This window comes from Streptomyces sp. NPDC001832, from assembly GCF_040297265.1.
Taxonomy (GTDB): domain Bacteria; phylum Actinomycetota; class Actinomycetes; order Streptomycetales; family Streptomycetaceae; genus Streptomyces.
Genome location: NZ_JBEOYU010000001.1, coordinates 427,274 through 452,388, shown reverse-complemented (window position 1 = coordinate 452,388; position 25,115 = coordinate 427,274). Strand labels below are relative to the sequence as shown.

The 25,115-nt window shown below is 69.1% G+C and carries 18 protein-coding genes; 8 read left to right on the top strand and 10 right to left on the bottom strand.

Annotated elements, in window-relative coordinates; all coding sequences use genetic code 11:
• Positions 1-55 precede the first annotated feature (55 nt).
• Complete coding sequence (locus ABT115_RS02035; protein ID WP_351782917.1) at positions 56-229, top strand: hypothetical protein; 174 nt, start codon at positions 56-58, stop codon at positions 227-229.
• A 7-nt stretch (positions 230-236) separates the two neighbouring features.
• On the opposite strand, the gene ABT115_RS02030 is transcribed toward ABT115_RS02035, so the two are convergent.
• Complete coding sequence (locus ABT115_RS02030) at positions 237-1,034, bottom strand: site-2 protease family protein (protein WP_351782914.1); 798 nt, start codon at positions 1,032-1,034, stop codon at positions 237-239.
• A gap of 205 nt (positions 1,035-1,239) precedes the next feature.
• Here ABT115_RS02030 and ABT115_RS02025 point away from each other — a divergent pair, with 205 nt between their 5' ends.
• Complete coding sequence (locus tag ABT115_RS02025) at positions 1,240-4,575, top strand: ATP-binding protein (RefSeq protein WP_351782911.1); 3,336 nt, start codon at positions 1,240-1,242, stop codon at positions 4,573-4,575.
• Positions 4,576-4,600: 25 nt separating this feature from the next.
• Here ABT115_RS02025 and ABT115_RS02020 read toward each other — a convergent pair whose 3' ends face one another.
• From ABT115_RS02020 to panB, 3 genes are all read right to left on the bottom strand, one after another.
• A complete protein-coding gene (locus tag ABT115_RS02020) occupies positions 4,601-5,455 on the bottom strand; it encodes an ABC transporter permease (RefSeq protein WP_351782908.1) in 855 nt (284 codons plus the stop codon).
• Positions 5,452-6,474 (bottom strand): ATP-binding cassette domain-containing protein, encoded by a 1,023-nt coding sequence (locus ABT115_RS02015; protein ID WP_351782905.1) that lies wholly within the window; start codon positions 6,472-6,474, stop codon positions 5,452-5,454. Before ABT115_RS02015 ends, ABT115_RS02020 begins: the two co-directional genes overlap by 4 nt.
• 213 nt (positions 6,475-6,687) lie before the next feature.
• The gene (gene panB / locus ABT115_RS02010; RefSeq protein WP_351782902.1) at positions 6,688-7,575 is read right to left on the bottom strand and encodes a 3-methyl-2-oxobutanoate hydroxymethyltransferase; all 888 of its coding nucleotides are present in this window, start codon (positions 7,573-7,575) and stop codon (positions 6,688-6,690) included.
• Positions 7,576-7,881: 306 nt separating this feature from the next.
• Here panB and ABT115_RS02005 point away from each other — a divergent pair, with 306 nt between their 5' ends.
• On the top strand, positions 7,882-8,910 hold the full coding sequence (locus ABT115_RS02005; protein WP_351782899.1) for an endonuclease/exonuclease/phosphatase family protein: 1,029 nt from the start codon (positions 7,882-7,884) through the stop codon (positions 8,908-8,910).
• Positions 8,911-8,997: 87 nt separating this feature from the next.
• Here the strand turns inward: ABT115_RS02005 and ABT115_RS02000 are convergent, their stop codons facing one another.
• The 4 genes from ABT115_RS02000 to ABT115_RS01985 form a co-directional block, all read right to left on the bottom strand.
• Positions 8,998-10,752: an NAD+ synthase gene (locus ABT115_RS02000; RefSeq protein WP_351782896.1), complete on the bottom strand. Its 1,755-nt coding sequence runs from the start codon at positions 10,750-10,752 to the stop codon at positions 8,998-9,000.
• An 88-nt stretch (positions 10,753-10,840) separates the two neighbouring features.
• A complete protein-coding gene (locus tag ABT115_RS01995) occupies positions 10,841-12,532 on the bottom strand; it encodes a multicopper oxidase family protein (RefSeq protein WP_351782893.1) in 1,692 nt (563 codons plus the stop codon).
• A 459-nt stretch (positions 12,533-12,991) separates the two neighbouring features.
• On the bottom strand, positions 12,992-13,699 hold the full coding sequence (locus tag ABT115_RS01990) for a DUF305 domain-containing protein (RefSeq protein ID WP_502969003.1): 708 nt from the start codon (positions 13,697-13,699) through the stop codon (positions 12,992-12,994).
• Entirely contained in the window at positions 13,696-14,373 is a 678-nt protein-coding gene (locus ABT115_RS01985; RefSeq protein WP_351782891.1) for a thioredoxin-like domain-containing protein, read from the bottom strand. Before ABT115_RS01985 ends, ABT115_RS01990 begins: the two co-directional genes overlap by 4 nt.
• A gap of 300 nt (positions 14,374-14,673) precedes the next feature.
• Between ABT115_RS01985 and glnA2 the strand changes: the two genes are divergently transcribed.
• Together glnA2 and ABT115_RS01975 are read left to right on the top strand one after the other, a co-directional pair.
• Positions 14,674-16,035, top strand: a complete 1,362-nt coding sequence (gene glnA2 / locus ABT115_RS01980) for a gamma-glutamylpolyamine synthetase GlnA2 (protein WP_351782888.1) — start codon at positions 14,674-14,676, stop codon at positions 16,033-16,035.
• Between the two features lie 87 nt (positions 16,036-16,122).
• Positions 16,123-19,113: a bifunctional [glutamine synthetase] adenylyltransferase/[glutamine synthetase]-adenylyl-L-tyrosine phosphorylase gene (locus ABT115_RS01975; RefSeq protein WP_351782885.1), complete on the top strand. Its 2,991-nt coding sequence runs from the start codon at positions 16,123-16,125 to the stop codon at positions 19,111-19,113.
• A 126-nt stretch (positions 19,114-19,239) separates the two neighbouring features.
• Here ABT115_RS01975 and ABT115_RS01970 read toward each other — a convergent pair whose 3' ends face one another.
• A complete protein-coding gene (locus ABT115_RS01970; RefSeq protein ID WP_351783062.1) occupies positions 19,240-20,124 on the bottom strand; it encodes a phosphatase PAP2 family protein in 885 nt (294 codons plus the stop codon).
• A 321-nt stretch (positions 20,125-20,445) separates the two neighbouring features.
• Positions 20,446-21,513 (bottom strand): LacI family DNA-binding transcriptional regulator, encoded by a 1,068-nt coding sequence (locus ABT115_RS01965; protein ID WP_351782882.1) that lies wholly within the window; start codon positions 21,511-21,513, stop codon positions 20,446-20,448.
• 358 nt (positions 21,514-21,871) lie between these two features.
• On the opposite strand from ABT115_RS01965, the gene ABT115_RS01960 reads away from it, so the two are divergent.
• From ABT115_RS01960 to ABT115_RS01950, 3 genes are read left to right on the top strand one after another with little or no spacing between them, the layout of a single operon-like run.
• On the top strand, positions 21,872-23,140 hold the full coding sequence (locus tag ABT115_RS01960) for an extracellular solute-binding protein (RefSeq protein ID WP_351782879.1): 1,269 nt from the start codon (positions 21,872-21,874) through the stop codon (positions 23,138-23,140).
• A gap of 19 nt (positions 23,141-23,159) precedes the next feature.
• Entirely contained in the window at positions 23,160-24,176 is a 1,017-nt protein-coding gene (locus ABT115_RS01955) for a carbohydrate ABC transporter permease (RefSeq protein WP_351782876.1), read from the top strand.
• The gene (locus tag ABT115_RS01950; protein ID WP_351782873.1) at positions 24,173-25,066 is read left to right on the top strand and encodes a sugar ABC transporter permease; all 894 of its coding nucleotides are present in this window, start codon (positions 24,173-24,175) and stop codon (positions 25,064-25,066) included. The genes ABT115_RS01955 and ABT115_RS01950 overlap by 4 nt, the downstream gene beginning before the upstream one ends.
• Positions 25,067-25,115: the final 49 nt, after the last annotated feature.

The following is a 25,115-nucleotide window of genomic DNA, read 5'->3' as shown; positions in this document are numbered from 1 at the left end:
GGCATGGGGGACACTGGACGGGACCGTGCATCACCCCGGACAGGAGCCCTCCCCCATGCCCCGTCTCGCTCTCTACGCCATCGCCGTCTGCGTCCTGGCCGTCGTCGCGGCCGTGATCTCGTTCGCCCAGGGCCGCTGGCTCGGGATCGTCTGGGTGCTGCTGGCCGGGCTCTCGTCCAACATGGCGTGGTTCTACCACCGTCGGCAGCGCGCACAGGCCGCCGGCTGAGCGGCGCTCAGCGGTTGACCGCGCAGGCCGGATCGGCCGCCTGCCAGAAGCGGTAGGTGTCGAATCCGCAGTACGTCGTGAACTCGCTGATGCCCAGTGTCCGCAGCAACGCGTGGATCGCGTCGAAGAACGCGTGGTTGATCTCGGGGATCCACAGCACGCCGAAGACCGCGATCAGCCCGAACGGGGCGAACGGCTCGACCTGCCTGCGGATCCGGTACGAGAGCCAGGGCTCGATCACTCCGTAGCCGTCCAGCCCCGGAACCGGGACGAAGTTGAGGATCGCCGCGGTGACCTGGAGCAGCGCCAGGAATCCCAACGCGTACTGGAAGCCGACCGGCACGCCGTCCAGCGCGTGCAGCCAGAACGGCGCGGTGCACACAAACGCGAACAGCACGTTCGTCAGCGGGCCCGCCGCCGAGATCAGGCTGTGCTTCCAGCGTCCGCTGATCCGGCCCCGCTCGATGAAGACCGCACCACCGGGCAGGCCGATACCGCCCATGATGACGAACAGCACCGGAAGCACGATGCTCAGCAGCGCATGGGTGTAATTCAGCGGATTCAGGGTCAGATAGCCCTTCGACCCGATGGAGATGTCCCCGCTGTGCAGCGCGGTGCGGGCATGCGCGTACTCATGCAGACAGAGCGACACCACCCAGGCCGCTGTCACGAAGAGGAGGAGCGGGATCCCGGGCCGCTGCGCGAAGTTCGTCCACACCGCCCAGCCCGATACTGCCATCACGGCGACGATCCCGAGGAAGACCGGGCTGATCCGCCGGTCGCTGCGGGCTGCTGCGGTGGTCATCGGCGAACTCCTGGTGGCTGGCAGGAAGGGCGACGGGTCGGCGGGCGGCGAGAGCGACCGTACCGGCGACACGTCACAAACGTCTCGCGTCGGGGCGGTGATTCCGTGAAGGGTGGGAGCATGACGAGCGATCCCGGCACACGTCGAACACGGGTACGGCGGTACGTGTATCCACTTTCCGATATCGGTCGCGGAGAATAGGCGGGTGCGCTACTGCATTCTCGGGACCACCCAGGCACTCCGCGGCGACGGCACGGCCGTCGCCATTGGTGGGGCGCGGCTGCGTGCCCTGCTCACCGTCCTCGCGCTGCGTCCCGGCCGTACCGTTCCGGCCGCCGTGCTCGTCGACGAGGTGTGGGACGGTGACCCGCCGGCCGACGCGGTGGGCGCCCTGCAGGCACTCGTCGGCCGGCTCCGGCGGGCCCTCGGCCATGCCGCGATCGCCTCCGGGGAGAGCGGCTACCGGCTCGCCGCCGAGCCGGACGCCGTCGATCTGTACCGCTTCGAGCGGCTCGCGGGGGAGGGGGCGCGGGTGCTGGAGGAGGGCGACGCGGCGAAGGCCCAGGCCGTGTTCGACGACGCGCTCGCCCTGTGGCGCGGACCGGCCCTGGCCGATCTGCCCGACCGCGGCGCCGTCGCGGCCCGTTGGGCGGCACGGCGCCTGGACGCCCGCCGCAGCAGGCTCGTCGCGGCCCTCGCGCTCGGCCGCGCGGACGAGGCCCTGCCCGAACTGGTCGCACTCTGCACCGAACACCCGATCGATGAAGCCCTCCAGGCGCTGCGGCTGCGAGCCCTGCGCGATGCCGGGCGTACGGCACAGGCGCTGGCCGCGTACGAAGAGGTGCGCACCGTACTCGCCGACCGCCTCGGCACCGACCCCGGACCCGAACTGCGCTCCCTGCACGCCGAGTTGCTCCGCCAGGACTCGGCACAACCGGTCGCGGCGGCAGTGGCGGCCGAGCCGCACCGGCCCTCCCGTACCCGACCCCTCACCGCCCCGCAGGGAAACCTCCGGGCCAGGCTGACCAGCTTCGTCGGGCGCGAGGACGACATGGACGCCCTGCGCGAGGACCTCTCGCACGCCCGGCTCGTCACCCTCCTGGGCCCCGGTGGCGCGGGCAAGACCCGGCTCTCCCAGGAGGTCGCCGAATCCGTCGGATCCGCCTGGCCGGACGGCGTCTGGCTGGCCGAACTCGCCCCCGTAGAAGACCCCGAGGCCGTACCGGAGGCCGTGCTCACCGCGATCGGCGCCCGCGAGACCGTGCTGCGCGGAGCGGGCGCCGAGGAGCTCCGGGCCGCCGAGGGGAACGCGGGCGACCCCCTCGTACGCCTCACCGAGCACTGCTCCCGGCGCCGCATGCTGCTGCTCCTGGACAACTGCGAGCACCTCGTCGGGGCCGCCGCCGCCCTCGCCGACCATCTGCTCGCCCACTGTCCGGGTGTCACCGTGCTCGCTACCAGCCGTGAACCCCTCGGGGTGCCGGGCGAGTTCGTCCGACCCGTCGACCCGCTGCCCGACCCGATGGCGCTGCGACTGCTCGCCGACCGCGGCGCCGCCGCGAAGCCCGGCTTCCGGATCGACGCGGACGAGGAGACCGCGGCTGCCGCCGCCGAGATCTGCCGCCGCCTCGACGGGCTGCCGCTCGCCATCGAACTCGCCGCAGCCCGGCTGCGGATGCTCACCCCGCGCCAGATCGCCGACCGGCTCGACGACCGGTTCCGTCTGCTCACCAGCGGGGCCCGTACCGTACTGCCCCGTCAGCAGACCCTGCGCGCCGTCGTCGACTGGTCCTGGGACCTGCTCGACGAACCCGAACGCACCGTGCTGTGCCGACTCTCCGTCTTCGCGGGCGGCTGCACCCTGACCGCGGCCGAGGCCGTCTGCGCGGACGGGCCGCAGGACGCGCGCGAGGTCGCCGGGCTGCTCGGCTCGCTCGTCGACAAGTCCCTCGTCGTCGCAGCGCCCGCCGCCGACGGCGAGATGCGCTACCGGCTGCTGGAGACCGTCGGTGAGTACGCCGCCGAACGGCTCGACGAGGTGGCGGAGCGGGACGCCGTGGAGCGGCGCCACCTGGTGCACTTCCGGGAACTGGCCCGGACCGCCGACCCCGAGCTCCGCGGTGCCGGGCAGCGGGCCGCCATCGACCTTCTCCAGCGCGAGTACGAGAACCTCCGCACCGCCCTGCGCCGGGCCGTCGCCGCCCGCGACGAGCAGGAGGCGCTCTGCATGGTGCTGTCGCTGTGCTGGTACTGGCAGATGCGCGATCTGCGCACCGATGCCCTGCACTGGGCCGACATGGCCGCCGCACTGGGCCCCGACCCGTTCGCCGGGCCCGCCGAACCCGCGCCGTCCCTCCACGAGCGCTGCACCGACGCGCCGCCGCCCATGTCGCCCGAACTGCTCCAGGAAGCACGGCGCCAAGTGGCCCTGGTCCAACTGGGCAGCATGGACCACTCCCAGGACGTGTGGACCGACGCGAGGGGCATGGACCGGCTGCGCGTCATCGCGGACACCTACCGCGCGGGCCAGCCGCAGACCTGCCGCACCCCGGCGTCGCTCTGGTTCTTCGCGGTCATGCTGACCGGCGCGGTCGACGACCTGCGCCGACTGCTCGACGAAACGGTCCGCGCCAGCCGGGAGCTCAGCGACGAGTGGGAGCTGGCCGCGGCCCTCCAGATGCGTGCCCGTGTGCTGGCCAACCGGCCCGAATGGGCAGGCGACGCGCGGGCGGACGCCGAGGAGAGCCTGGAGATCTTCAGCCGGCTCGGTGACGACTGCTGCACGGCCGAGGCGCTCTGCTCCCGGGGAGAGGCTCATGAGAAAAGCGGTGAATACACGCACGCGGCCGAGGACTTCAAGGCCGCCATCGGCTATGCGGAGAAGCTCGGCGCACAGGCCCAGGTGTCGGTCCTGCGTACCCGGTACGCGTCCGTACTCACCGAACTGGGCCGCGGCGCGGAAGGCGAGACGATCCTGCGGGGGGTGCTGGCGGAAGGCCGTCAGGCGGGGCACGAGGCGATGCCCGCCGCCCGGCTCTGTCTCGCCCTGTGGCTGGGACGCACCGGACGCACCGGCGAGGCTCGGGAGCAACTGGACGCGGTGCGCAAGGAGTTCCGCTCCGAGACGCTGGCCATCTTCGCGGGCTTCGTGCTCGGAGGAATGGCCTGGCTGGACAACCAGGACGGCCGGTACGCCGTGGCCCTGCCCAAGGGACTGACGGCGCTCATCCGGTCGCAAGACCGGCTGTCCCAGATGGTGGCGCCCCACATGTCCGTCATCCATCTCGTCGGCCTCGCACGGTCGTTGGCCGGCATCGGCGGCGAGAGCCGGGCCGCAGCCGCGGCCCGGCTGCTGGGGGCCGGCCGTGGACTGCTGCCCCGGGGCCACGTACCGACGTCGATGGAGCGGCACGACTGGGCCGAGGCGGAGAGACTGGCCGTCGGCGTCCTCGGCCGGGCAGCCTACGAGACCGCGTACGCCGAGGGCGGCGGCCTCTCCCTGGAGGAGGCCACCGCCCTCGCCGAGGCGTACCGGGACTGACCGCACCCCCCGGCCGGACGACCGGTCAGGACTTCTTGCGGAACTTGGCGACCGCGAGCGGGGCCATCACCGCGGTGATGACCACGGTCCAGCCGAGCGTCACCAGGACCGAGTGGGCGACCGGCCCGCCCATCATCAGTCCGCGCGCCGCGTCCGCCAGATTGGACAGCGGGTTGTAGTCGGTGAACGACTGGAGCCAGCCGGGCATCGACTGCGTCGGGGCGAAGATCGAGGAACCGAACTGGAGCGGCATCAGCACGAGCATCCCCATTCCCTGAACCGCCTGGGACGTCTTCAGGCTCAGTCCGAGCAGGATGAAGATCCACATGATGGCGGCGCCGAACGCGGCCGACAGCGCGATCGCCCCGATCAGCCCGAGCACCGACCCCTGGAGCTCCATGCCGAGGGCGAAGCCCATGGCCAGCAGGATGAGCGTGGCGACCATCATCCGGCCCAGCTCGACCACGATCTTCGCGATGAGCACCGAGGAACGGGCGATCGGCATCGTCCGGAACCTGTCCATGACGCCCTTGCGGAAGTCGTCGTTGACGCCGGTTCCGACCGCCATGGCGATGTTCATGCCCATCATGGCCATCAGCCCGGGAACCAGGTAGTTCAGATACTCCTGCCGGCCGCCGCCCATGCTGCTGCCGACCGATCCGCCGAACACGTACACGAACAGCAGCGTGAAGACGATCGGCATCAGGAGCGCGTCGAACATCGACTCCGGATCCTTCTTGATCTGGAGCAGATTGCGCCGCACCAGCGCCCCGATGTGTCGCAGATTGCTCCGCAGCCCTATACGGCCCTCGCCGTGGACCGTCTTCGCCCGGGCGGACCCGGTGGGCGCGGGCGTGGGTGTCAGAGTCGCCGTGCTCATGCCGCGACCTCCTCGGGGATCGTGTCGGTGGCGGAGGAGCTCTTCTCGCCGGTGATGGCCAGGAAGACCTCGTCCAGGCTGGGCAGTGCGGTGGCGACATGCGCCAGCGAGAAGCCCCGGGTGCCGAGCAGGCCGATGACGGCCGTCAGCTGCTCGTCGCTGAGGATCGGTACGTACAGCAGTCCCTCGTCCGGAACGGCCTGTGCCCCCGCGACCCCGTCGAGACCGGCCTCCCTGAGTGCCTGCGCCATCGCGGGCAGCTGCGCCGGGTCCGAGGGCCGGATCTGCAGGGTGCGGCCGCCGACCTTCGCCTTGAGGTCGTTCACCCCGCCGCTGGCGATGATCTTGCCCTTGTCGATGACGGTGAGCTCATCGGCGAGCTGCTCGGCCTCTTCCATGTACTGGGTCGTGAGCAGAACGGTCGCCCCCTCCACGACCATCCGCTGCACCTCGTCCCAGACCTCGTTACGGGTCCGGGGGTCGAGCCCCGTCGTCGGCTCGTCCAGATAGAGGACTGCGGGGCTGCCGATCATCGAGGCGGCCAGGTCGAGCCGGCGCCGCATGCCGCCGGAGTAGTCCATCGCGGCACGTTTGGCCGCGTCGGTGAGGGAGAACCGCTCCAGGAGCTCGTCGGCCCGGGACCGGGCGGCCCTGCGCGGCAGATCGAGCAGCCGCCCGATCATGTAGAGGTTCTCCCAGCCCGAGAGCTTCTCGTCGACCGAGGCGTACTGCCCGGTCAGACCGATGGTGCGACGCAGCTGCCGGGGCTGCTTCACCACGTCGTAGCCCGCCACCGTGGCGTGTCCGGCATCGGGGATGATCAGGGTGGACAGGCAGCGTACGAGCGTGGTCTTGCCGGCGCCGTTGGGGCCGAGCACGCCGAGCACGGTGCCTTCGCGGACATCGAGGTCCACGCCGTCCAGAGCCTTGGTCGAGCCGTAGTGCTTGACCAGCCCCCGGACCTCGACGGCGTTCGGGCCGCTCCTGGGGTTCTTGTCGCTTTGCGTCATGTCCACCATGGGACCAGGTGCCACCGACAGTGCACCGACAGCAGGCCGACAGCCCGCCGATGGGGGATGTCGGCGGGCTGTCGGTAGTGCGGGCAGTGGTCCGTGCCCAGGCCTTGCCTTTCTTCCGGATCGGCCCAAGGGGCCTTTCCTGCTGATCAGGCCCGGGTGCCGCGACGCCGGGGCAAACCTTGCCGGTCGCGGTTAAAACCTTGCCGGTCGCCGTTAGTGAAAGGTGTGCTCAGGGGCCGGGAAGCTGCCTCCCACGACCTCTTCCGCGAACTCCTTCGCCGCGTCACCGAGCACCTTGCGCAGGTTCGCGTACTGCTTGGTGAAGCGCGGCACCTTGCCGCCGGTCAGCCCGACCATGTCGGTGTAGACCAGCACCTGGGCGTCTGTGTCTGGACCGGCACCGATGCCGACGGTAGGGATGTGCAGGGTGCGGGTGACCTCGGCAGCCAGCTCGGCCGGTACGAGCTCCAGGACGACGGCGAACGCGCCGGCGTCCTGCACGGCCTTGGCGTCGCGCAGCAGCTGCTGGGCGGCCTCCTCGCCGCGGCCCTGTACCCGGTAGCCCATCGCGTTGACGGACTGCGGGGTCAGACCGATGTGGGCCATGACCGGGATACCGGCGTCGACCAGCAGCCGGATCTGCTCGTGGCTGCGCTCACCGCCTTCCAGCTTGACCGCACCGACACCGGACTCCTTGATCAGCCGGGTTGCGTTGCGCAGGGCCTGGACGGGCCCTTCCTGGTATGCCCCGAAGGGCAGGTCGGCGACGATCAGAGCGCGCTTGGTGCCCCGTACGACAGCGGCGGAAAGGATTGCGATCTCGTCCATCGTGACGGGCACGGTGGTCTCGTAACCGAGGTGACAGTTGCCCATGGAGTCGCCGACGAGCATGACCGGGATACCGGCCTCGTCGAAGACGGACGCGGTCATCGCGTCATAGGCGGTGAGCATGGGCCACTTCTCGCCGCGCTCGGTGGCGGCGGCGATGTCATGGATGGAGACACGGCGGGTGCTCTTGCCTCCGTACAGCGCCTTGCTGCTGTCGGTGGGGGCACCCGCGGGGGATGCGGCGGACTTGTTCTGCGCAGCCTGAAGCGACATTGCCAACGGCTCCTTCGTCATCTCGAGGCGCCCTGACGGCGTCCCCGGACCGGATACATGGTGGCATCCCGCGGCCGTCCACGGGAAGTGGGGCCGGTGTACGTCCTCGCTCTGCCTGCCCCCGGACCCGCCCGAGTGTGATCGTTCTGTCACAAGCGCCCGCATACCTCTCCTGGCCGGAACTCGTCGGACCCCGTCCTTCGTCCTCGTGGCAGTACAGCCGTCGTGGACGGCGGGAAACACGCCGCACATCGCCTAGGGTCGGGGGTGCGGCAACATGCACGGCAAGGCAGTGAGGACAGCGCGATGGTGCAGGCGTACGGAGCGGACACCGAGAACGACAGTGCGGAGCCGCAGCGCACCGGTTCCGGCTCTCGTTTCCAGAACCTGCGCGACAGGTGGACCCGGGACAAGGGCATCTGGCGGCGCGGAATCGTCCTGGCTGTCTGCTCGGTCCTGCTCACCCTCGTGATGGTCTTCCACGCCGAGATCCCGAACACCATCGGCAACCTGGGCAGCCTCATCGAGACGTTCCTGCCATGGATCGGCCTGTTCATCCCGCTGCTGCTGATCCTGGGCCTGATGCGCCGCTCGGCGACCGCACTGATCGCCCTGCTGCTGCCGGTCGTGGCCTGGCTCAATCTCTTCGGCGGGCTGCTCACCGACAAGTCGGGCAGTGGCGGCGACCTCACCGTGGCCACCCACAACGTCAAAGCCGACAACCCCGACCCCGCGGGCACCGCCCGGCAGGTCGCGGAATCCGGCGCCGACGTCATCGCCCTGGAGGAGCTGCCGAGCGGCCAGGTGCCGGCGTACGAGGCGGCGCTCGCCGACCGCTTCCCGTACCACTCGGTGCAGGGGACCGTCGGCCTGTGGAGCAAGTACCCGATGAGCGACACCCGGCCGGTCGACATCAAGATGGGCTGGACCCGGGCGATGCGTTCCACGGTGACGACACCCGAGGGCGAGGTCGCCGTCTACGTGGCCCATCTGCCGTCCGTACGGGTCAAGCTGCACGCCGGATTCACCGCCAACCAGCGCGACGACAGCGCGGACGCCCTGGGCGAGGCCATCGCCGACGAACAGCTCGACAACGTGATCCTGCTCGGCGACCTCAACGGCACGGTGAACGACCGCTCGCTCAACGGGGTCACCTCCCAGTTGAGGTCCACCCAGGGCGCGGCCGGCGACGGATTCGGCTTCAGCTGGCCGGCCTCGTTCCCGATGGCACGGATCGACCAGATCCTGGTGAAGGGCGTCGAGCCGGTGTCGTCGTGGACGCTCCCTGCGACGGACAGCGACCACCTGCCGGTCGCCGCGAGCGTAGAGCTGTGACACAGGCCGGACGGTGACGCGCTGAGCCGTGTCGCCGCCCGCGTCCATGGACGAAGCGGCCACCGGACGGCCCTGGTGAAGCCGCGCTCACCCCGACTCGCGCCACCGGTTGGTGATCGGCAGCCGCCGGTCCTTGCCGAAGCCCTTCGGGGAGATCTTCGTGCCCGGCGGGTACTGCCGCCGCTTGTACTCGGCCGTGTCCACCAGCCGCAGCGTCTTCGTCACCAGCGCCTCGTCGAACCCGGCCGCGACGATTTCGTCCAGCCCCTGGTCCCGGTCGACATACAGCTCCAGGATCCGGTCCAGTACGTCGTAGTCGGGCAGCGAGTCCGTGTCGACCTGTCCCGGCCGCAGCTCGGCGCTGGGCGGCTTGGTGATGGACGCCTCCGGAATCGGCGGGGTCTGCCCGCGTTCCTCGGCGGCACGGTTGCGCCACTTGGCAAGTCGGAAGATCGACGTCTTGTAGACGTCCTTGATCGGGCCGTACGCCCCGACCGAGTCGCCGTACAGCGTTGAGTAGCCGACCGCCAGTTCGGATTTGTTGCCCGGCGCGAGGACGATGTGGCCCTCCTGGTTGGAGACGGCCATCAGCATCGTGCCGCGCAGCCGGGACTGGAGGTTCTCCTCGGCGAGGCCGGTGAGCCCCAGCGAGCCCATGTACGCATCGAACATCGGCTCGATCGGTACGGTGCGGAATTTCAGCCCGGTGCGGCGGGCCAGCTCGGCCGCGTCGTCCTTGGAGTGGTCCGAGGAGTACTTCGACGGCATCGAGATGCCGTACACGTTCTGTGCGCCCAGCGCGTCGCAGGCGATGGCCGCGACCAGCGCCGAGTCGATCCCGCCGGAGAGTCCGATCAGCACACTGCTGAAGCCGTTCTTGGCGGCGTACGCGCGCAGGCCCACGACCAGCGCCGTGTACAGCTCCTCGTCGTCGTCGAGCCGCTCCGCGTAACCGCCGGTCAGTTCCGTGTCGTACGCCGGGAGGGGCTCCTCGGAGAGCACCACACGCTCGATCCGCAGACCGTCGTTCACGACACCGGACGGCGCCTCGGCCGCGGCGGCCGGCAGGTCCAGGTCGAGGACGACGCTGCCCTCGGCGAACTGCGGGGCGCGGGCGATCACTTCGCCGTTCCGGTCGACGACGATCGAGTCGCCGTCGAAGACCAGCTCGTCCTGGCCGCCGATCATCGCCAGATACGCGGTGGTGCAGCCGGCCTCCTGGGCACGCTTGCGCACCAGTTCCAGCCGGGTGTCGTCCTTGTCCCGCTCGTACGGCGAGGCGTTTACCGACAGCAGCAGCCCGGCACCGGCGGCGCGTGCGGCCGGCACTCGGCCGCCTTCCTGCCAGAGGTCCTCGCAGATCGCGAGTGCCACATCGACGCCGTGGACCCGTATGACCGGCATCGAGTCGCCTGGTACGAAGTACCGGAACTCGTCGAAGACGCCGTAATTGGGCAGGTGGTGCTTGGCGAAGGTCAGCGCGACCTGCCCGCGGTGCAGCACCGCGGCGGCGTTCTGCGGGGCGCCGGCAGGCTGCCCGTAGCGCGGCTGGGCCGTCTCGGAGCGGTCGAGGTAACCGACGACGACCGGCAGCTCCCCGAAGCCCTCCGCGTCGAGACGGGCGGCGAGTGCGCGCAGCGCCTGACGCGAGGCCTCGACGAACGACGACCGCAGGGCCAGGTCCTCGACGGGGTAGCCGGTCAGCATCATCTCGGGGAACGCCACCAGATGGGCACCCTGTTCGGCGGAGTGCCGGGTCCAGTGGACGATCGCCTCGGCATTGCCGGAGAGATCACCGACGGTCGAGTCGATCTGGTTCAGTGCGAGGCGTAGTTGAGGCACGCGCACCAGTGTAATCGTCTGACTGACGCGATATCCTGGCGGGCCGCGCAACCGCAAGGCCGCCCGCCAGGAACGGGTTAAACACGCCCTAGCGGCGGTAGCCGAGGACCGTCATCATGCCCACGTCCGAGTGGTAGATGTTGTGGCAGTGGAGCATCCAGAGGCCCGGGTTGTCCGCGTCGAACTCCACGGCCAGCGAGCTGTTCGGCCGGATGATCGCGGTGTCCTTGCGCGCCCAGGCCGCTTGGCCCCGATGGGAGGCCCGGCGGCTCGGCCCCGCGTCGCCCACCAGCCCGAACGCGTGTCCGTGCAGATGAATGGGGTGCCACATCTCCGTGACGTTGTAGAACTCCATCCGGACCCGCTCGCCCGCCTTGACCGGATGGCGCTGCTTGGGATCGTACGGCTTGTGGTCGAAGGCCCAGTTGTACGCGCCCATGTTGCCGGTCATCCTGAACCGCAGGGTCCGGTCGGGCTCGCGGACGGACAGCGCCACGGATTCGTCCGGCGACAGTTCGAACGCCTCCACCAGTTTTCCGTCCAGCTCCTTCGGCCGTACGGAGGCGGCGGGCGCCGCGCCCCGTCCGGTGCGCAGCAGGGCCAGTGCCGACGCCTTCTTGCCCTCGGCGAGAGCCGTCAGCGGGAACACCCCGTCCCCGGCGGTGACCAGCACGTCGTACCGCTCGCTCATGCCCAGCAGCAGGGCGTCCGTCGTGGTGTGCCGGACCGGGTAGCCGTCGGTGTGGGTGATGGTCATTTGGTGGCCGCCGAGCGCGACACGGAAAGCGGTGTCACCGCCCGCGTTGATGATGCGCAGCCGGATCCGGTCACCGGGCTTGGCGGTGAAGGAGCTGGGGTCCTTCGGGATGCGGCCGTTGATCAGGTAGTACGGGTAGGCGACATCACCCCCGTGGCTCTTGAGGAGTTTGCTGAAGGAATCCTTCGTGATCCGTGAAGGGCCGGAGCGGCCCTTGGTCAACTTGGGGGAGCCCCCGTGCCCGGCGTGGCCCGAATCGCTTTCGCCGGTACGGCCCGACCCGTGGTCCATGCCGCCCCTGCCCCCGCTGAGCTCGTAGAGCACCCCGTCCGGCGTGGAGCCGTCCACGCCGTCGACCCAGTCGTCGAGGACGACGACCCACTCCTTGTCGTACTTGAGGGGCTCCTTGGGGTCGTCGACGATCAGCGGCGCGTACAGACCGCGGTCCTGCTGGACGCCCGTGTGCGGATGGAACCAGTACGTTCCCGGGTGGGGCACCTTGAAGCGGTACGCGTATTCGGCGCCCTGCTTGATGGGCGGCTGGGTCAGGTCGGGTACGCCGTCCATGTCGTTGCGCACATTGAGCCCGTGCCAGTGCAGGCTGGTCGTCGCCGGAAGGTGGTTGGCGAGGGTGAGCGCCAGGGTGTCGCCGACTGCGACCCGGAGTTCCTTGCCCGGCAGCCGGGCGTCGTACGCCCAGGAGCCGACGACGAGCCCGCCGCCCAGGTCGAGGCGGGACGGGGTGGCGGTGAGGTGGATCTTGTGTACGGGGCCGGAGCCTCGCCCGGCCTCGGCCGCGGCGACCTCCGCCCCATCGGGGGAGACGTACTCGCCCTGGGCCTTCCCGCGGGGGGCGGTCCCGTGGTTCGCACCGCCATGGCTCGTGCCGTCGGCGTTCGCGCCGCCGGCTTTCGTGCCGCTGCGGCCTGTGTCGGATTCGCCGGAGCAGGCGGCCAGGACTGCCGTACCGGCAGTGGCGACAGCGGCGCCGAGTACGGCGCGTCGGTTGGGTGGAGTGTGCATGACGGAAGCACCTCGGGGTGTTGTCGGTATTTCGGTCTGCTGGGGGAGGGGGATGCACCCCTCCTATATGCACAGCACCGGAAACGAAGCGAGATGGGCCCGGCCCGGCAGGGAAACCGGCTCTGCGGCCTGCGGCACCCGCGTGACGACACCCCTGAGGAAGTGAGCGATCCCGATGAGCAGCACAACGAACAGCAACAACTGTCCGTCTGTCGCACACCTACTCAGAGTCATGGGGAGCACCCTACCCCCGCACCGTATGTATGGCGCGCAAAAACGTATCGCCGCAGCTATGGAGGGCCCGGCGGCGCGTACGCACAGCGGCTCGGCCCCCTCGTGGGTGAGGGGTGCCGAGCCAGTGGGCTGTGTGTGCGCGAGCCGGTCAGCTGCGGGCGCAGACCTTCCTTCTCCAGCCAGCCGGCGATCTGCTCATCGGCGAGGTGCTGGGCCACATCAGCTTCACTGCTCCTCGGCCCCTCGTGCCGCCAGCATCCGGGCCATCATGTCCAGCTCGGACTGCTGGGCCTCGACCATTCCCTGGGCCAGTCGCTTCTCCACCTTGACCGTGCACAGCCGGGCGCAGCCGCGGGCCATGTCGATGCCGCCCCTGTGGTGTTCGGTCATCAGCTGGAGGTACAGGATCTCGGCCTCTTCGCCGTCCGCCCTGCGGAGCCGGTCCAGCTCGGTCCTGGTGGCCATACCGGGCATGAGGGAGCCGTCATGGGCCTGGTATCCGGCCCCCATGCCCGCCATTCCGTCCATGCCGTCCATCGTGTGTCCCTCGTGCCCGGCCGCCATCCAGGCCATCGGCTGCCCGACGGCCGCCTTCGGCAGCTCCCACAGGTCCAGCCAACCGAGCATCATGCCGCGCTGGTTGGCCTGCGTATTGGCGATGTCGTACGCGAGACGGCGTACCTCCTCGTTCTCCGTACGGTCACGCACGATGAAGGACATCTCGACGGCCTGCTGATGGTGGACCGCCATGTCGCGGGCGAAACCGGCGTCCGCCGAATCCACGGCGGGTGCGCGTGGGGTGGGGGCGGCGGCGTGGTCCGCACGGTCGTCCCGCGCGGAGGCGACCGTCGCCACCCCCGCGAACAGCAGCGCGAGCACGACGGCGGAGCCCGCCACCCACTGGATGCGCCGGTCGCGTTCCACCGTGGTCACTGGGCCCCCGTTCCGCCCGTGCACGCCGCACCGGGCTCGGGCGTCTGCGGCCCCTGGACGAACTTGGCGAAGAACTGGTCGACCCGTCGGTCGTCGGCGCTGTCCACCGTCACCTGATGGCCCCAGGCACTCAGCATGATCGTCCCGGCCTGGCCCTCGTACGGGCTCATCAGCGAGTACGGTGTCCTGCCGACCCGCTCGGCGAGCTTCGCCACATCGGCGTCCGGGGCCTTGTCCGTGTACGTCACCCACACCGATCCGTGCTCCAGCGAGTGCACGGCATTCATGTCGGGGATCGACTTCTTGTACACCTCGCCGTCGCAGTTCATCCACACGGGGCTGTGGTCACCGCCGACCGGGGGCTTCATCGGGTACGTCACGGTCTCGGTGACGTGGTTGCGGGTCAGCTTCTTCGCATCCCATGTCTTCAGCCCCTCGATCGGCTCGGCGGCGAGCTTCTTCTGCTCCGCCGCGGACGGCTTGGCGTCCTCCGCCTGAGCGGCCTGCTTCTTCTCCGATGCCTCGGACTTGTCCAGCACCATGTACGAGCCGAAACCGACCAGGCCCGCGACGACGAGGACGCTCAGGCTTATGGCCAGGACACGGTTGCGTCGCTCCCGTGCGCGGTCGGCGTTGCGCATCTGCTCCATGCGGGTCCTGCGGTCCAAGCTCATGTCGTCAGGTCCTTCTGCGAAGGGGGCGGGGAGGGACAACAAGACCGACCGGCACATGGGGGGCGGCGTCGCCCCGCATGTGATGGTCGGCCCAAGCAGGTCGGTGAATCCGGTGCGTACCGGACAGTTGCGAGGCCGCTCCACCCCGTGCGCACCATGGGCGCCGATCGTAGTGGGTGGCCGGGTGCTCCACGTCACGTCGTGTGCGTAATCTGGGTGAAATCCCGGGTCGTGATACTGGAGCTTCTCCCCTATCCCGGGCGGTGGTGCACAAACCGTCTGAACTGCAAGGATGTGGCTATGGACAAGCAGCAGGAATTCGTCCTCAGAACGCTTGAGGAGCGCGACATCCGCTTCGTACGGCTGTGGTTCACCGATGTCCTCGGCTACCTCAAATCCGTTGCCGTGGCCCCCGCCGAGCTGGAGCAGGCGTTTGACGAGGGCATCGGCTTCGACGGCTCGGCCATCGAGGGCTTTGCCCGGGTGTACGAGTCCGACATGATCGCCAAGCCGGACCCGGGTACGTTCCAGATCCTGCCGTGGCGCGCGGAGGCTCCCGGCACGGCCCGGATGTTCTGCGACATCCTGATGCCCGACGGCTCGCCGTCCTTCGCGGACCCGCGTTATGTCCTCAAGCGCATCCTCGCCAAGACCTCCGACCTGGGCTTCACCTTCTACACCCACCCGGAGATCGAGTTCTTCCTGCTGAAGAACAAGCCGGTCGACGGCAGCCGCCCCACCCCCGCCGACAGTTCCGGCTACTTCGACCACACCCCGCAGAACGTCGGCATGGACTTCCGCCGCCAGGCGATCACCATGCTCGAATCCATGGGCATCTCGGTCGAGTTCAGCCACCACGAGGGCGCCCCCGGCCAGCAGGAGATCGACCTGCGATACGCGGACGCGCTCTCCACCGCCGACAACATCATGACGTTCCGTCTGGTGATGAAGCAGGTCGCGCTGGAGCAGGGCGTGCAGGCGACGTTCATGCCGAAACCGTTCTCCGAGTACCCCGGCTCCGGCATGCACACCCACCTCTCCCTCTTCGAGGGCGACCGCAACGCCTTCTACGAGTCGGGCGCCGAGTACCAGCTGTCCAAGGTCGGCCGCTCCTTCATCGCCGGTCTGCTCACCCACGCCGCGGAGATCTCCGCCGTGACGAACCAGTGGGTCAACTCCTACAAGCGCATCTGGGGCGGCTCCTCCCGAGCAGCAGGCGCCGGCGGCGAGGCCCCCTCGTACATCTGCTGGGGCCACAACAACCGCTCCGCGCTCATCCGCGTCCCGATGTACAAGCCCGGCAAGACCGGCTCCGCCCGCGTCGAGGTCCGCTCCATCGATTCCGGCGCCAATCCCTACCTGACGTACGCGGTGCTGCTCGCCGCGGGCCTCAAGGGCATAGAGGGCGGCTACGAACTCCCGGCCGGCGCCGACGACGACGTCTGGGCACTGTCCGACGCGGAGCGCCGCGCGATGGGCATCGAGCCCCTGCCGCAGAACCTCGGCGAGGCGATCTCGCTGATGGAGAGGAGCGAACTGGTCGCCGAGACGCTGGGCGAGCACGTCTTCGACTTCTTTCTGCGCAACAAGAAGCAGGAGTGGGAGGCGTACCGCAGCGAGGTCACGGCCTTCGAGCTGAAGAACCTGCTGCCGGTGCTGTAGGCGCGGCGCAGCTGCTACGAATTCATCGGTGCGGGGCCTAGGCTCGGACGCTGGAAGGTGTGCGGGCGGCGAGCAGGAGAGCACGGAATGACGACGGTGCCGGGGCGCAGGAGCAGTACATTCACCCGACTGCTGCGGCACGGCTTCACCGATCCCTCAGCCGCCGAGCGGCTTCTCGACCTGCCCGAGCTGTCGTCCGTACGCTCCGATCCGGTGCTTCTCGACGCCCTCGGGGCCACCGCCGACCCCGATCTGGCACTGCGTGGCGTCGTCCGGCTGGTGGAGGCCGAGGAGCCGGACGAGCGGCAGATCTTCCTGGACACCCTCGTCACCGCCAAACCGCTGCGGGACCGGCTGCTCGGGGTGCTGGGGGCGTCCGAGGCGCTCGGGGACCATCTCGCCCGCCACCCCCGTGACTGGCATGCGCTCGTCACCTACGAGGCAACCGATCTGCACCCCGGTGTGGCCGAATTCGAGCAGGGGCTCGCCGGGGCCAACGACCCCGACTCGCTGCGCGTCGCCTACCGCCGCTGCCTGCTGGCCATAGCGGCCCGCGATGTGTGCGGCACGACGGACGTCGCCGAGGCCGCCGCCGAACTGGCCGATCTGGCCACGGCGACCCTGCGGGCGGCACTCGCCATCGCCCGTACCGCCGCACCCTCCGACGCCGCCCAGTGCCGGCTCGCCGTCATCGCGATGGGCAAGTGCGGTGGGCATGAGCTGAACTATGTCTCCGACGTCGACGTCATCTTCGTCGCGGAACCGGCCGACGGCTACGAGGAGAGCGCAGCCGTACAGGCCGCCACCCGACTGGCCGCGCACATGATGCGGATCTGCTCCGACACGACCGTCGAGGGCACCATCTGGCCCGTCGACGCCAACCTCCGCCCCGAAGGCCGCAACGGGCCCCTCGTGCGGACGCTTTCCTCGCACCTCGCGTACTACCAGCGCTGGGCCAAGACCTGGGAGTTCCAGGCGCTCCTCAAGGCCCGGCCGGTGGCCGGCGACCCCGAACTGGGTGCGGAGTACGTCGAGGCCGTCTCGCCGCTCGTATGGCAGGCCGCGGACCGCGAGAACTTCGTCGCCGATGTACAGAAGATGCGCCGCCGAGTCGTCGACAACATCCCCGCCGACCGCATCGACCGCGAGATCAAGCTCGGTCCCGGCGGGCTGCGGGACGTCGAATTCGCCGTACAGCTGCTCCAGCTGGTGCACGGCCGCAGCGACGCCACCCTGCACAGCGGCGCCACCCTGGAGGCCCTGCGGGCGCTCGCCGCGGGCGGCTATGTGGGGCGGGTGGACGCCGCGCAACTGGACGACGCGTACCGCTTCCTGCGCGCCATGGAACACCGCATCCAGCTCTACCGGCTGCGCCGCACCCATCTGGTCCCGGAGGACGAGCCGGATCTGCGGCGGCTCGGGCGCTCCCTCGGGATGCGTACGGACCCGATCACCGAGCTCAACCAGGCGTGGAAGCGGCACACCTCCGTGGTGCGGCGGCTGCACGAGAAGCTGTTCTACCGGCCGCTGCTCGACGCCGTCGCCCAGCTCGCGCCCGGTGAGTCCCGGCTCAGCGCGAAGGCGGCCAAGCACCGGCTCGAAGCCCTCGGATACGCCGACCCGGCCGCCGCGCTCCGGCACCTGGAGGCGCTGTCGTCCGGGGTGTCCCGCAAGGCCGCCATCCAGCGCACCCTGCTTCCGGTGCTGCTCGGCTGGTTCGCGGACTCCGCCGATCCGGACGCCGGGCTGCTCGGTTTCCGCAAGGTGTCCGACGCACTCGGCAAGACCCCCTGGTACCTGCGGCTGCTGCGGGACGAGGGTGCGGCCGCGGAGAACCTCGCCCGGGTGCTCTCGGCCGGCCGGCTCGCCCCCGACCTGCTCCTTCGTGCGCCCGAAGCGGTGGCGATCCTGGGCGATCCACAGGGGCTGAAGCCGCGCAGTCGGGAGCACTTGGAGCAGGAGGTACTGGCCGCGGTGGGGCGTGCGGAGGGTGCCGAATCCGCCGTCGCCGCGGTCCGCGGGGTGCGTCGGCGCGAGCTGTTCCGGACCACGGCCGCGGACCTCATCGGCTCGTACGGTACGGAGGAGCGCCCCGCCGAGGAGGATCCCGGGGCCCTTGTCGACCGGGTCGGCAACGCCGTCACCGATCTCAACGCCGTCACGATCGCGGGCGCCCTGCGCGCCGCCGTACGCGAACAGTGGGGGGACACCCTCCCCACCCGGTTCGCGGTCATCGGCATGGGCCGTTTCGGCGGACACGAGCTCGGATACGGCTCCGACGCCGATGTGCTGTTCGTCCACTCGCCGCGCGAGGGCGTCGACGAGCAGGAGGCGGGCCGGGCCGCGAATCAGGTGGTATCCGAGATGCGGAGACTGCTGCAACTGCCCACCACCGACCCGCCGTTGATCATCGATGCGGATCTGCGACCGGAGGGCAAGAGCGGGCCGTTGGTACGTACGCTGGGGTCGTACGAGGCCTACTACCGGCGGTGGTCTCTGGTCTGGGAGAGCCAGGCGCTGCTGCGCGCCGAGCCGATGGCCGGTGACGAGGAACTCGGCCGTGACTTCATCGAGTTGATCGATCCGCTGCGCTACCCGATGGAGGGTCTCGGGGAGGACGCGGTCCGCGAGATCCGGCGTTTGAAGGCCCGGATGGAGTCCGAACGGCTGCCGCGCGGCGCGGACCCGACGCTCCACACCAAGCTGGGGCGGGGCGGGCTGAGCGATGTCGAGTGGACGGTCCAGCTGATGCAGATGCAGCACGGCTGGGTGGAACCGGGACTGCGGACGACCCGTACCCGCGAGGCGCTGGCCGCGGCGTGCGCGGCGGAGCTGATCTCGGGCGAGGACGCCCAGACGCTGGACGAGGCCTGGGTGCTGGCGACACGGGTCCGCAATGCGGTGATGCTGGTGAGAGGCCGGCCGGGCGACACGTTTCCGTCGGGGCCGCGTGAACTCACCGCGGTGGGGCGGTACTTGGGGTACGAGCCGGGGCATGTCGGGGACATGCTGGATGACTACCGGCGGATTACGCGGCGGGCGCGCGCGGTGGTGGAGGAGCGGTTCTACGGTGCGTGAGGGGCGCGGCGCCCAGGCGCAGGGCCTCATTCGGGGCTCCGGCCCCCGGGGCCCCGGGGGCCGATCGCCGGACGCAGCGGGCCAGCCGGCCCGGTCGAGCCTGTCAGGCGATCGAGGGCGAAGCCCTCAGCGGCGCGCCGTCACGTCCGTCGCGGGGCGGTCGGCACGGATCGGTGCGTCCGTGGACAGACTGGCCGGCCGCGACCTCCTCCGCGGCAGCGGCACCCGCTTCGGGAGGCGGTGTGGCAGCGAGCCGTACCAGGCGTACGAGACCGCGTAACCGAAGGCCAGACACATCACGCCACCCAGCGCGTCCAGCCAGAAGTGGTTGGCGGTCGCCACGATCACGAACAGGGTGACCGTCGGGTAGAGCAGGCCCAGGATGCGTGCCCAGGGGGCGGAGGCCAGCCCGAAGACGGTCAGGCCGCACCAGAGCGACCAGCCGATGTGTATCGAGGGCATCGCCGCGTACTGGTTCGACATGTTCTTGAAGTTGCCCGAGGCCATCGAACCCCAGGTCTGATGCACCAGGACGGTGTCGATGAAGTGGCCGCCGTTCATCAGGCGCGGCGGTGCCAGTGGATACAGGTAGTAGCCGAGCAGTGCCGCGGCCGTGGTCGCGAACAGGGCCAGACGGGCCGCCGCGTAACGGCCGGGGTGGCGGTGGAACAGCCACACCAGTACACAGACGGTGACGATGAAGTGCAGTGTCGCGTAGTAGTAGTTCATCGACACGATCAGCCATGTCACGGAATTCACCGCATGGTTGACCGTTCGCTCCACTGCGATGCCCAGATGTGTCTCGGCCGACCAGATCCAGTCGGCATTGTGCAGGGCCTCGGCCTTCTGCTCAGGGACGGCGTTGCGCACCAGTGAGTACACCCAGTAACTGGCTGCAATCAGCAGGATTTCGAACCAGATGCGCGGCCGGCGAGGGGATCGCAGGGAACGCAGTCTCGCCAGGCCGCTGTTGCGCCGCCCGGCGTTCGCCGCAGGGGCCGCGTCGTCCACGATGGGTGACGGGGTGGTCTCCGACCGGCCTTCCTGTAAGAAGCTGTTGTCCAACCCCCGCTGGATCAGCTCGGGGCGTCTGGTGCGGTCGATCGCAAGGCGCCGGAGTGCCCTCATAGCGGAGCTATTAGGGCATTTCGGCAACGCAGTGAGCGGCCGTGCCAGACGTTCCGAGCCCAGCGGGGGTTGGACAACAGCTTCTAACGTCACGCTCAATTCACCCATAGGCACAGAGTCTGCCAGAAATGTATCCTCCGCCCGATCATCCTCCGATCGGGTTGGGGCTGCGCATCTGCCTGCTGCGACTGCGTGCCGGACGCCCTAGGAGCGGGCGTGCGGTCCTGGGACGGTTCCGGCGGCGGAGGCCGGAGCGGGTCCGGGACCCGCGGCCGTTGAACCGCGAACAACCAGTTCGGGCATGAAGACGAACTCGCTGTGCGGAGCGGGTGTGCCGCCGATCTCCTCGAGGAGGGTACGCACCGCGGCCTGCCCCATCGCCGTCACCGGCTGACGGATCGTCGTCAGTGGCGGGTCGGTGAACGCTATGAGCGGCGAGTCGTCGAAACCGACCACCGACAGATCGTGCGGCACGTCCATCGACAGTCGGCGGGCGGCCCTGATCGCGCCGAGCGCCATCATGTCGCTCGCGCATACCACGGCCGTGCAACCCCGCTCCATCAGCGCCGCCGCGGCGGCCTGCCCGCCCTCCAGGGTGAACAGCGAGTGCTGGATCAGCTCCTCCACCTCGTCCGGGGCGAGATTCAACTGCTCCTGCACGGTGGAACGGAACCCCTCGATCTTGCGCAGGACCGGCACGAACCGCTTGGGCCCGACTGCCAGCCCGATCCGCTGATGGCCCAGCGACACGAGGTGCGTCACCGCGAGCCGCATCGCGGCCCGGTCGTCCGGCGAGATGAACGGCGCCCGGACCTTGGGTGAGAAGCCGTTGACCAGGACGAACGGGACACCCTGGGCGCGCAGTTGTTCGTAGCGCTGCATATCGGCCGAAGTGTCGGCGTGCAGCCCGGAGACGAAGATGATGCCTGAGACGCCGCGGTCGACCAGCATCTCGGTCAGCTCGTCCTCGGTGGAGCCGCCGGGGGTCTGAGTCGCCAGCACGGGGGTATAGCCCTGCCGGGTCAGCGCCTGGCCGATGACTTGGGCCAGCGCCGGAAAGATGGGGTTCTCCAGCTCGGGCGTGATCAGCCCGACCAGTCCCGCGCTGCGCCTGCGCAGCCGTACCGGCCGTTCGTAGCCGAGAACGTCGAGCGCGGCGAGAACGGATTCACGGGTGGCCGCTGCGACGCCGGGCTTGCCGTTCAGTACACGGCTGACCGTCGCCTCGCTGACCCCCGCCTGAGTTGCGATATCGGCAAGCCGTGCGGTCATGGAAGTGGACTGTACCGGGCGTATGTCGGATTGCCCACCATCCGCAGGAATCGGACGACCGTACCCGCGGGGTGGTCCGGGGTGGCATCGCGGCAACATCTTGCAAAGTCTTGCGAGCCCGGATTGTGGACCGAAGTCAGATCGTCGCACGATGAAATCGTGTGCTGTGGCCCGTCACTGTCAAGGATTAGCGGCTCGCGTCAAGAGGCTTGACGGCAACCGTGAGGACACGCGAATGTAACGATCGTCAATGCTTGCAGAAATCGTCCGCAAGCTCTTTCGGTGTTCTTTCATCCTTGTTACGTTCCACGTCGACCCGGCGCCGCGACGGAGCGGTACGGCAGTTGAAGGAGTTCAGATGCGACGTGGCATAACGGCCACCGCCCTGGTCGCGGCCCTGGCGCTCGCGGCGACGGCCTGCGGCAGCGAGTCCGACGGCACGAGCAAGAGCTCGGGCGAGCTCTCCGGCACGGTGACGTGGTGGGACACCTCCACCGCCGGCAGTGAGGACAAGGTCTTCAAGAAGATCGCTGAGGACTTCACCAAGCAGCACCCGAAGGTCCGCATCAAGTACGTCAACGTGCCCTTCGGTGACGCGCAGAACAAGTTCAAGAACGCGGCCCAGTCCGGCTCCGACGCCCCCGACGTCATCCGCTCCGAGGTCGCCTGGACCCCCGAGTTCGCGGACCTCGGCTACCTGGCCCCGCTCGACGGCACACCCGCCCTGCACAAGCCGGACGACTTCCTGAAGCAGGCCGCCGCGTCCACCGAGTACAACGGCAAGACGTACGCGGTTCCGCAGGTCATCGACTCCATGGGCATCTTCTACAACAAGAAGATCTTCAAGGAGGCCGGTGTCGAGGTCCCCAGGACCGTCGACGAACTGAAGACCGTCTCCAAGAGAATCAAGGACAAAACCGGCAAGACCGGCATGTACCTGCGCGGCGATGACGCGTACTGGTTCCTCTCCTTCCTCTACGGCGAGGGCGGCGACATGGTCGACGCCTCCATCAAGTCCGTCACGATCGACAACCCCGAGGGCGTCAAGGCGATGAAGGTCGTCAAGGACCTCGTCGACTCCGGTGCCGCCAAGACCGATGCCACGGACGGCTGGGAGAACATGCAGGCGTCCTTCAAGGACGGCAAGGTCGCCATGATGATCAATGGCCCGTGGGCCGTCGCCGACACCTACGCCGGCAAGGAGTTCAAGGACAAGGCCAACCTGGGTATCGCCCCGGTCCCGGCCGGCTCGGCCGCGCAGGGCGCCCCGCAGGGCGGTCACAACCTGGCCGTCTACGCGGGCTCGAAGAACCTCGACGCCTCCTACGCGTTCGTCGACTACATGACGTCCGCCGACACCCAGGCCAAGGTCACCAAGGAGCTGAGCCTCCTGCCGACACGCACTTCCGCCTACGCGAAGCAGGACGTCGTCGACAACGAGATCGTCGGCTTCTTCAAGCCCGTCATCGATACCGCCGTCGAACGCCCCTGGATCCCTGAGACCGGCAGCCTCTTCGCGCCGCTCGTCACCGAGTACACCAAGGTCCTGACCAGCCAGACCACGCCGGAGAAGGCCGTCAAGACGACCGGTGACTCCTACCGCAAGCTCCTCAAGGGCTGGAAGTAACAGGAAGGCAGGCCGACTGATGGCCGTCCACACCAGCCGGTCGGTGGCGAAGGGCGCGGGCGACGACATCGCCCGCGGCCGGAGCCGCGGTACTGGCAACCCCCCACCGCCGAGCAGGGTCCGGCGGGCTCTGTCGACGCACTGGTACGCCTGGACCATGGTCGCCCCGGTCGTGGTCGTGATCGGCGTGATCATCGGCTATCCGCTGGTCCGCGGCATCTACCTGTCGATGACCGATGCCAATGAGCGCAACGTCGAGCGGTCCATCGGTGTCAACCACATGCCCGCCACATACGAGTTCGTGGGCCTGGACAACTACGCCGACGCACTCACCGGTGATCAGTTCCTCGGCACACTCGGGTGGACCCTGGTGTGGACGGTCTCCTGTGTGGCCATCACCTTCTGTCTCGGCATGGCCCTCGCCAACATCCTCAACCGCCGTATCGCCGGACGCTCCGCGTACCGGATGGCGCTCATCCTGCCCTGGGCCATCCCCGGCTTCGTCTCCGTCTTCGCCTGGCGCTTCCTCTACAACGAGGACCGCGGGCTGCTCAACAAGATCCTCTCCGGCGGCGGAATCGACGGCATTCCGTGGCTGAACGACCCCACCTGGGCGAAGTTCTCCGTCATCGCCGTCAACGTCTGGCTCGGCGTGCCGTTCATGCTGGTCGCCCTGCTCGGCGGACTGCAGTCGATCCCCAGCGAGCAGTACGAGGCCGCGGAGATGGACGGCGCCACCGCCTGGCAGCGGTTTTGCCACATCACACTGCCCGGACTGCGGCCGGTTTCCAGCACGGTGATCCTGCTCTCCACCATCTGGACCTTCAACATGTTCCCGGTGATCTTCCTGCTGACCCGCGGCGGACCTGGTGAAGCCACCCAGATTCTGGTCACTCAGGCGTACAAGTTCTCCTTCGAGATCAGCCCGCGCGACTTCGCGCAGTCCTCCACCTGGGGCGTGCTGATCCTCGTACTCCTGCTGATCTTCGCCGCCGTGTACCGGCGAGTCCTCCGCACACAGGGAGACGACTGGTGACCACTGCCCCCGCAACCACCGCCCCGGCGGCCGCCGCACGGCACTCCGTGCGCAAGGTCAGGCTGCGCGGCGAGCGTTCGCCGATCGCCTCCGTCGGGCTGCACCTCACGCTCATCGTCGCGTCCGTGATCGCCGTCTTCCCCGTGCTGTGGGTCCTGCTCACCTCGCTGAAGCCCGCCGCGTACGCAACCACCACGGACTTCTTCAAAGAGACGACCTTCGAGAACTACGCGAACCTGATCCAGAACACGAAGTTCCTCACCTGGTTCGGTAACTCCCTGCTCATCGCCGGGCTCACCACGCTTCTTGGCGTCATCGTCTCCGCCTCCACGGGCTACGCCGTCAGCCGCTTCCGCTTCCCCGGCAAGCGCGGGCTGATGTGGACGCTGCTGATCACGCAGATGTTCCCGGTCGCCGTCCTCATCGTGCCGATCTACAACATCATGTCGGGCATGGGGCTGCTGAATCAGCCCGCCGGCCTCGTCATCACCTACCTCACCATCTCGGTGCCGTTCTGTGCCTGGATGATGAAGGGCTTCTTCGACACCATCCCGCGCGAGATCGACGAGTCCGGGCAGGTCGACGGCCTCACCCCGTTCGGCACGTTCTGGCGGCTCGTCCTGCCGCTCGCCAAGCCCGGCCTCGCCGTCACCGCGTTCTACTCCTTCATCACCGCGTGGGGCGAAGTGGCGTACGCCTCCGCCTTCATGGTCGGCGAGGACAACCTCACCCTCGCAGGCGGACTGCAGCTCTTCGTCAACCAGTACGGAGCGCAGTGGGGGCCGATGACCGCCGCGTCCGTGCTCATCGCGATACCCGCGGCCCTGGTCTTCCTCTTCGCCCAGCGCCATCTGGTCACCGGCATGTCCGCCGGAGCCGTCAAGGGCTGAGTACCTGTCGCAGCACGCCCCGTACGACCCGCACGCACCAAGTCACGGC

What these genes read in the sequence shown, in the direction of transcription:
- ABT115_RS01985 (WP_351782891.1), bottom strand. Translation starts at nt 14,373, where the DNA reads ATGAGCTTGGACCGCAGGACCCGCATGGAGCAGATGCGCAACGCCGAC.
- ABT115_RS01960 (WP_351782879.1), top strand. Translation starts at nt 21,872, where the DNA reads ATGCGACGTGGCATAACGGCCACCGCCCTGGTCGCGGCCCTGGCGCTC.
- ABT115_RS02005 (WP_351782899.1), top strand. Translation starts at nt 7,882, where the DNA reads ATGGTGCAGGCGTACGGAGCGGACACCGAGAACGACAGTGCGGAGCCG.
- ABT115_RS01955 (WP_351782876.1), top strand. Translation starts at nt 23,160, where the DNA reads ATGGCCGTCCACACCAGCCGGTCGGTGGCGAAGGGCGCGGGCGACGAC.
- panB (WP_351782902.1), bottom strand. Translation starts at nt 7,575, where the DNA reads ATGTCGCTTCAGGCTGCGCAGAACAAGTCCGCCGCATCCCCCGCGGGT.
- ABT115_RS02030 (WP_351782914.1), bottom strand. Translation starts at nt 1,034, where the DNA reads ATGACCACCGCAGCAGCCCGCAGCGACCGGCGGATCAGCCCGGTCTTC.
- glnA2 (WP_351782888.1), top strand. Translation starts at nt 14,674, where the DNA reads ATGGACAAGCAGCAGGAATTCGTCCTCAGAACGCTTGAGGAGCGCGAC.
- ABT115_RS02035 (WP_351782917.1), top strand. Translation starts at nt 56, where the DNA reads ATGCCCCGTCTCGCTCTCTACGCCATCGCCGTCTGCGTCCTGGCCGTC.
- ABT115_RS01975 (WP_351782885.1), top strand. Translation starts at nt 16,123, where the DNA reads ATGACGACGGTGCCGGGGCGCAGGAGCAGTACATTCACCCGACTGCTG.
- ABT115_RS02020 (WP_351782908.1), bottom strand. Translation starts at nt 5,455, where the DNA reads ATGAGCACGGCGACTCTGACACCCACGCCCGCGCCCACCGGGTCCGCC.
- ABT115_RS02015 (WP_351782905.1), bottom strand. Translation starts at nt 6,474, where the DNA reads ATGGTGGACATGACGCAAAGCGACAAGAACCCCAGGAGCGGCCCGAAC.
- ABT115_RS01995 (WP_351782893.1), bottom strand. Translation starts at nt 12,532, where the DNA reads ATGCACACTCCACCCAACCGACGCGCCGTACTCGGCGCCGCTGTCGCC.
- ABT115_RS01965 (WP_351782882.1), bottom strand. Translation starts at nt 21,513, where the DNA reads ATGACCGCACGGCTTGCCGATATCGCAACTCAGGCGGGGGTCAGCGAG.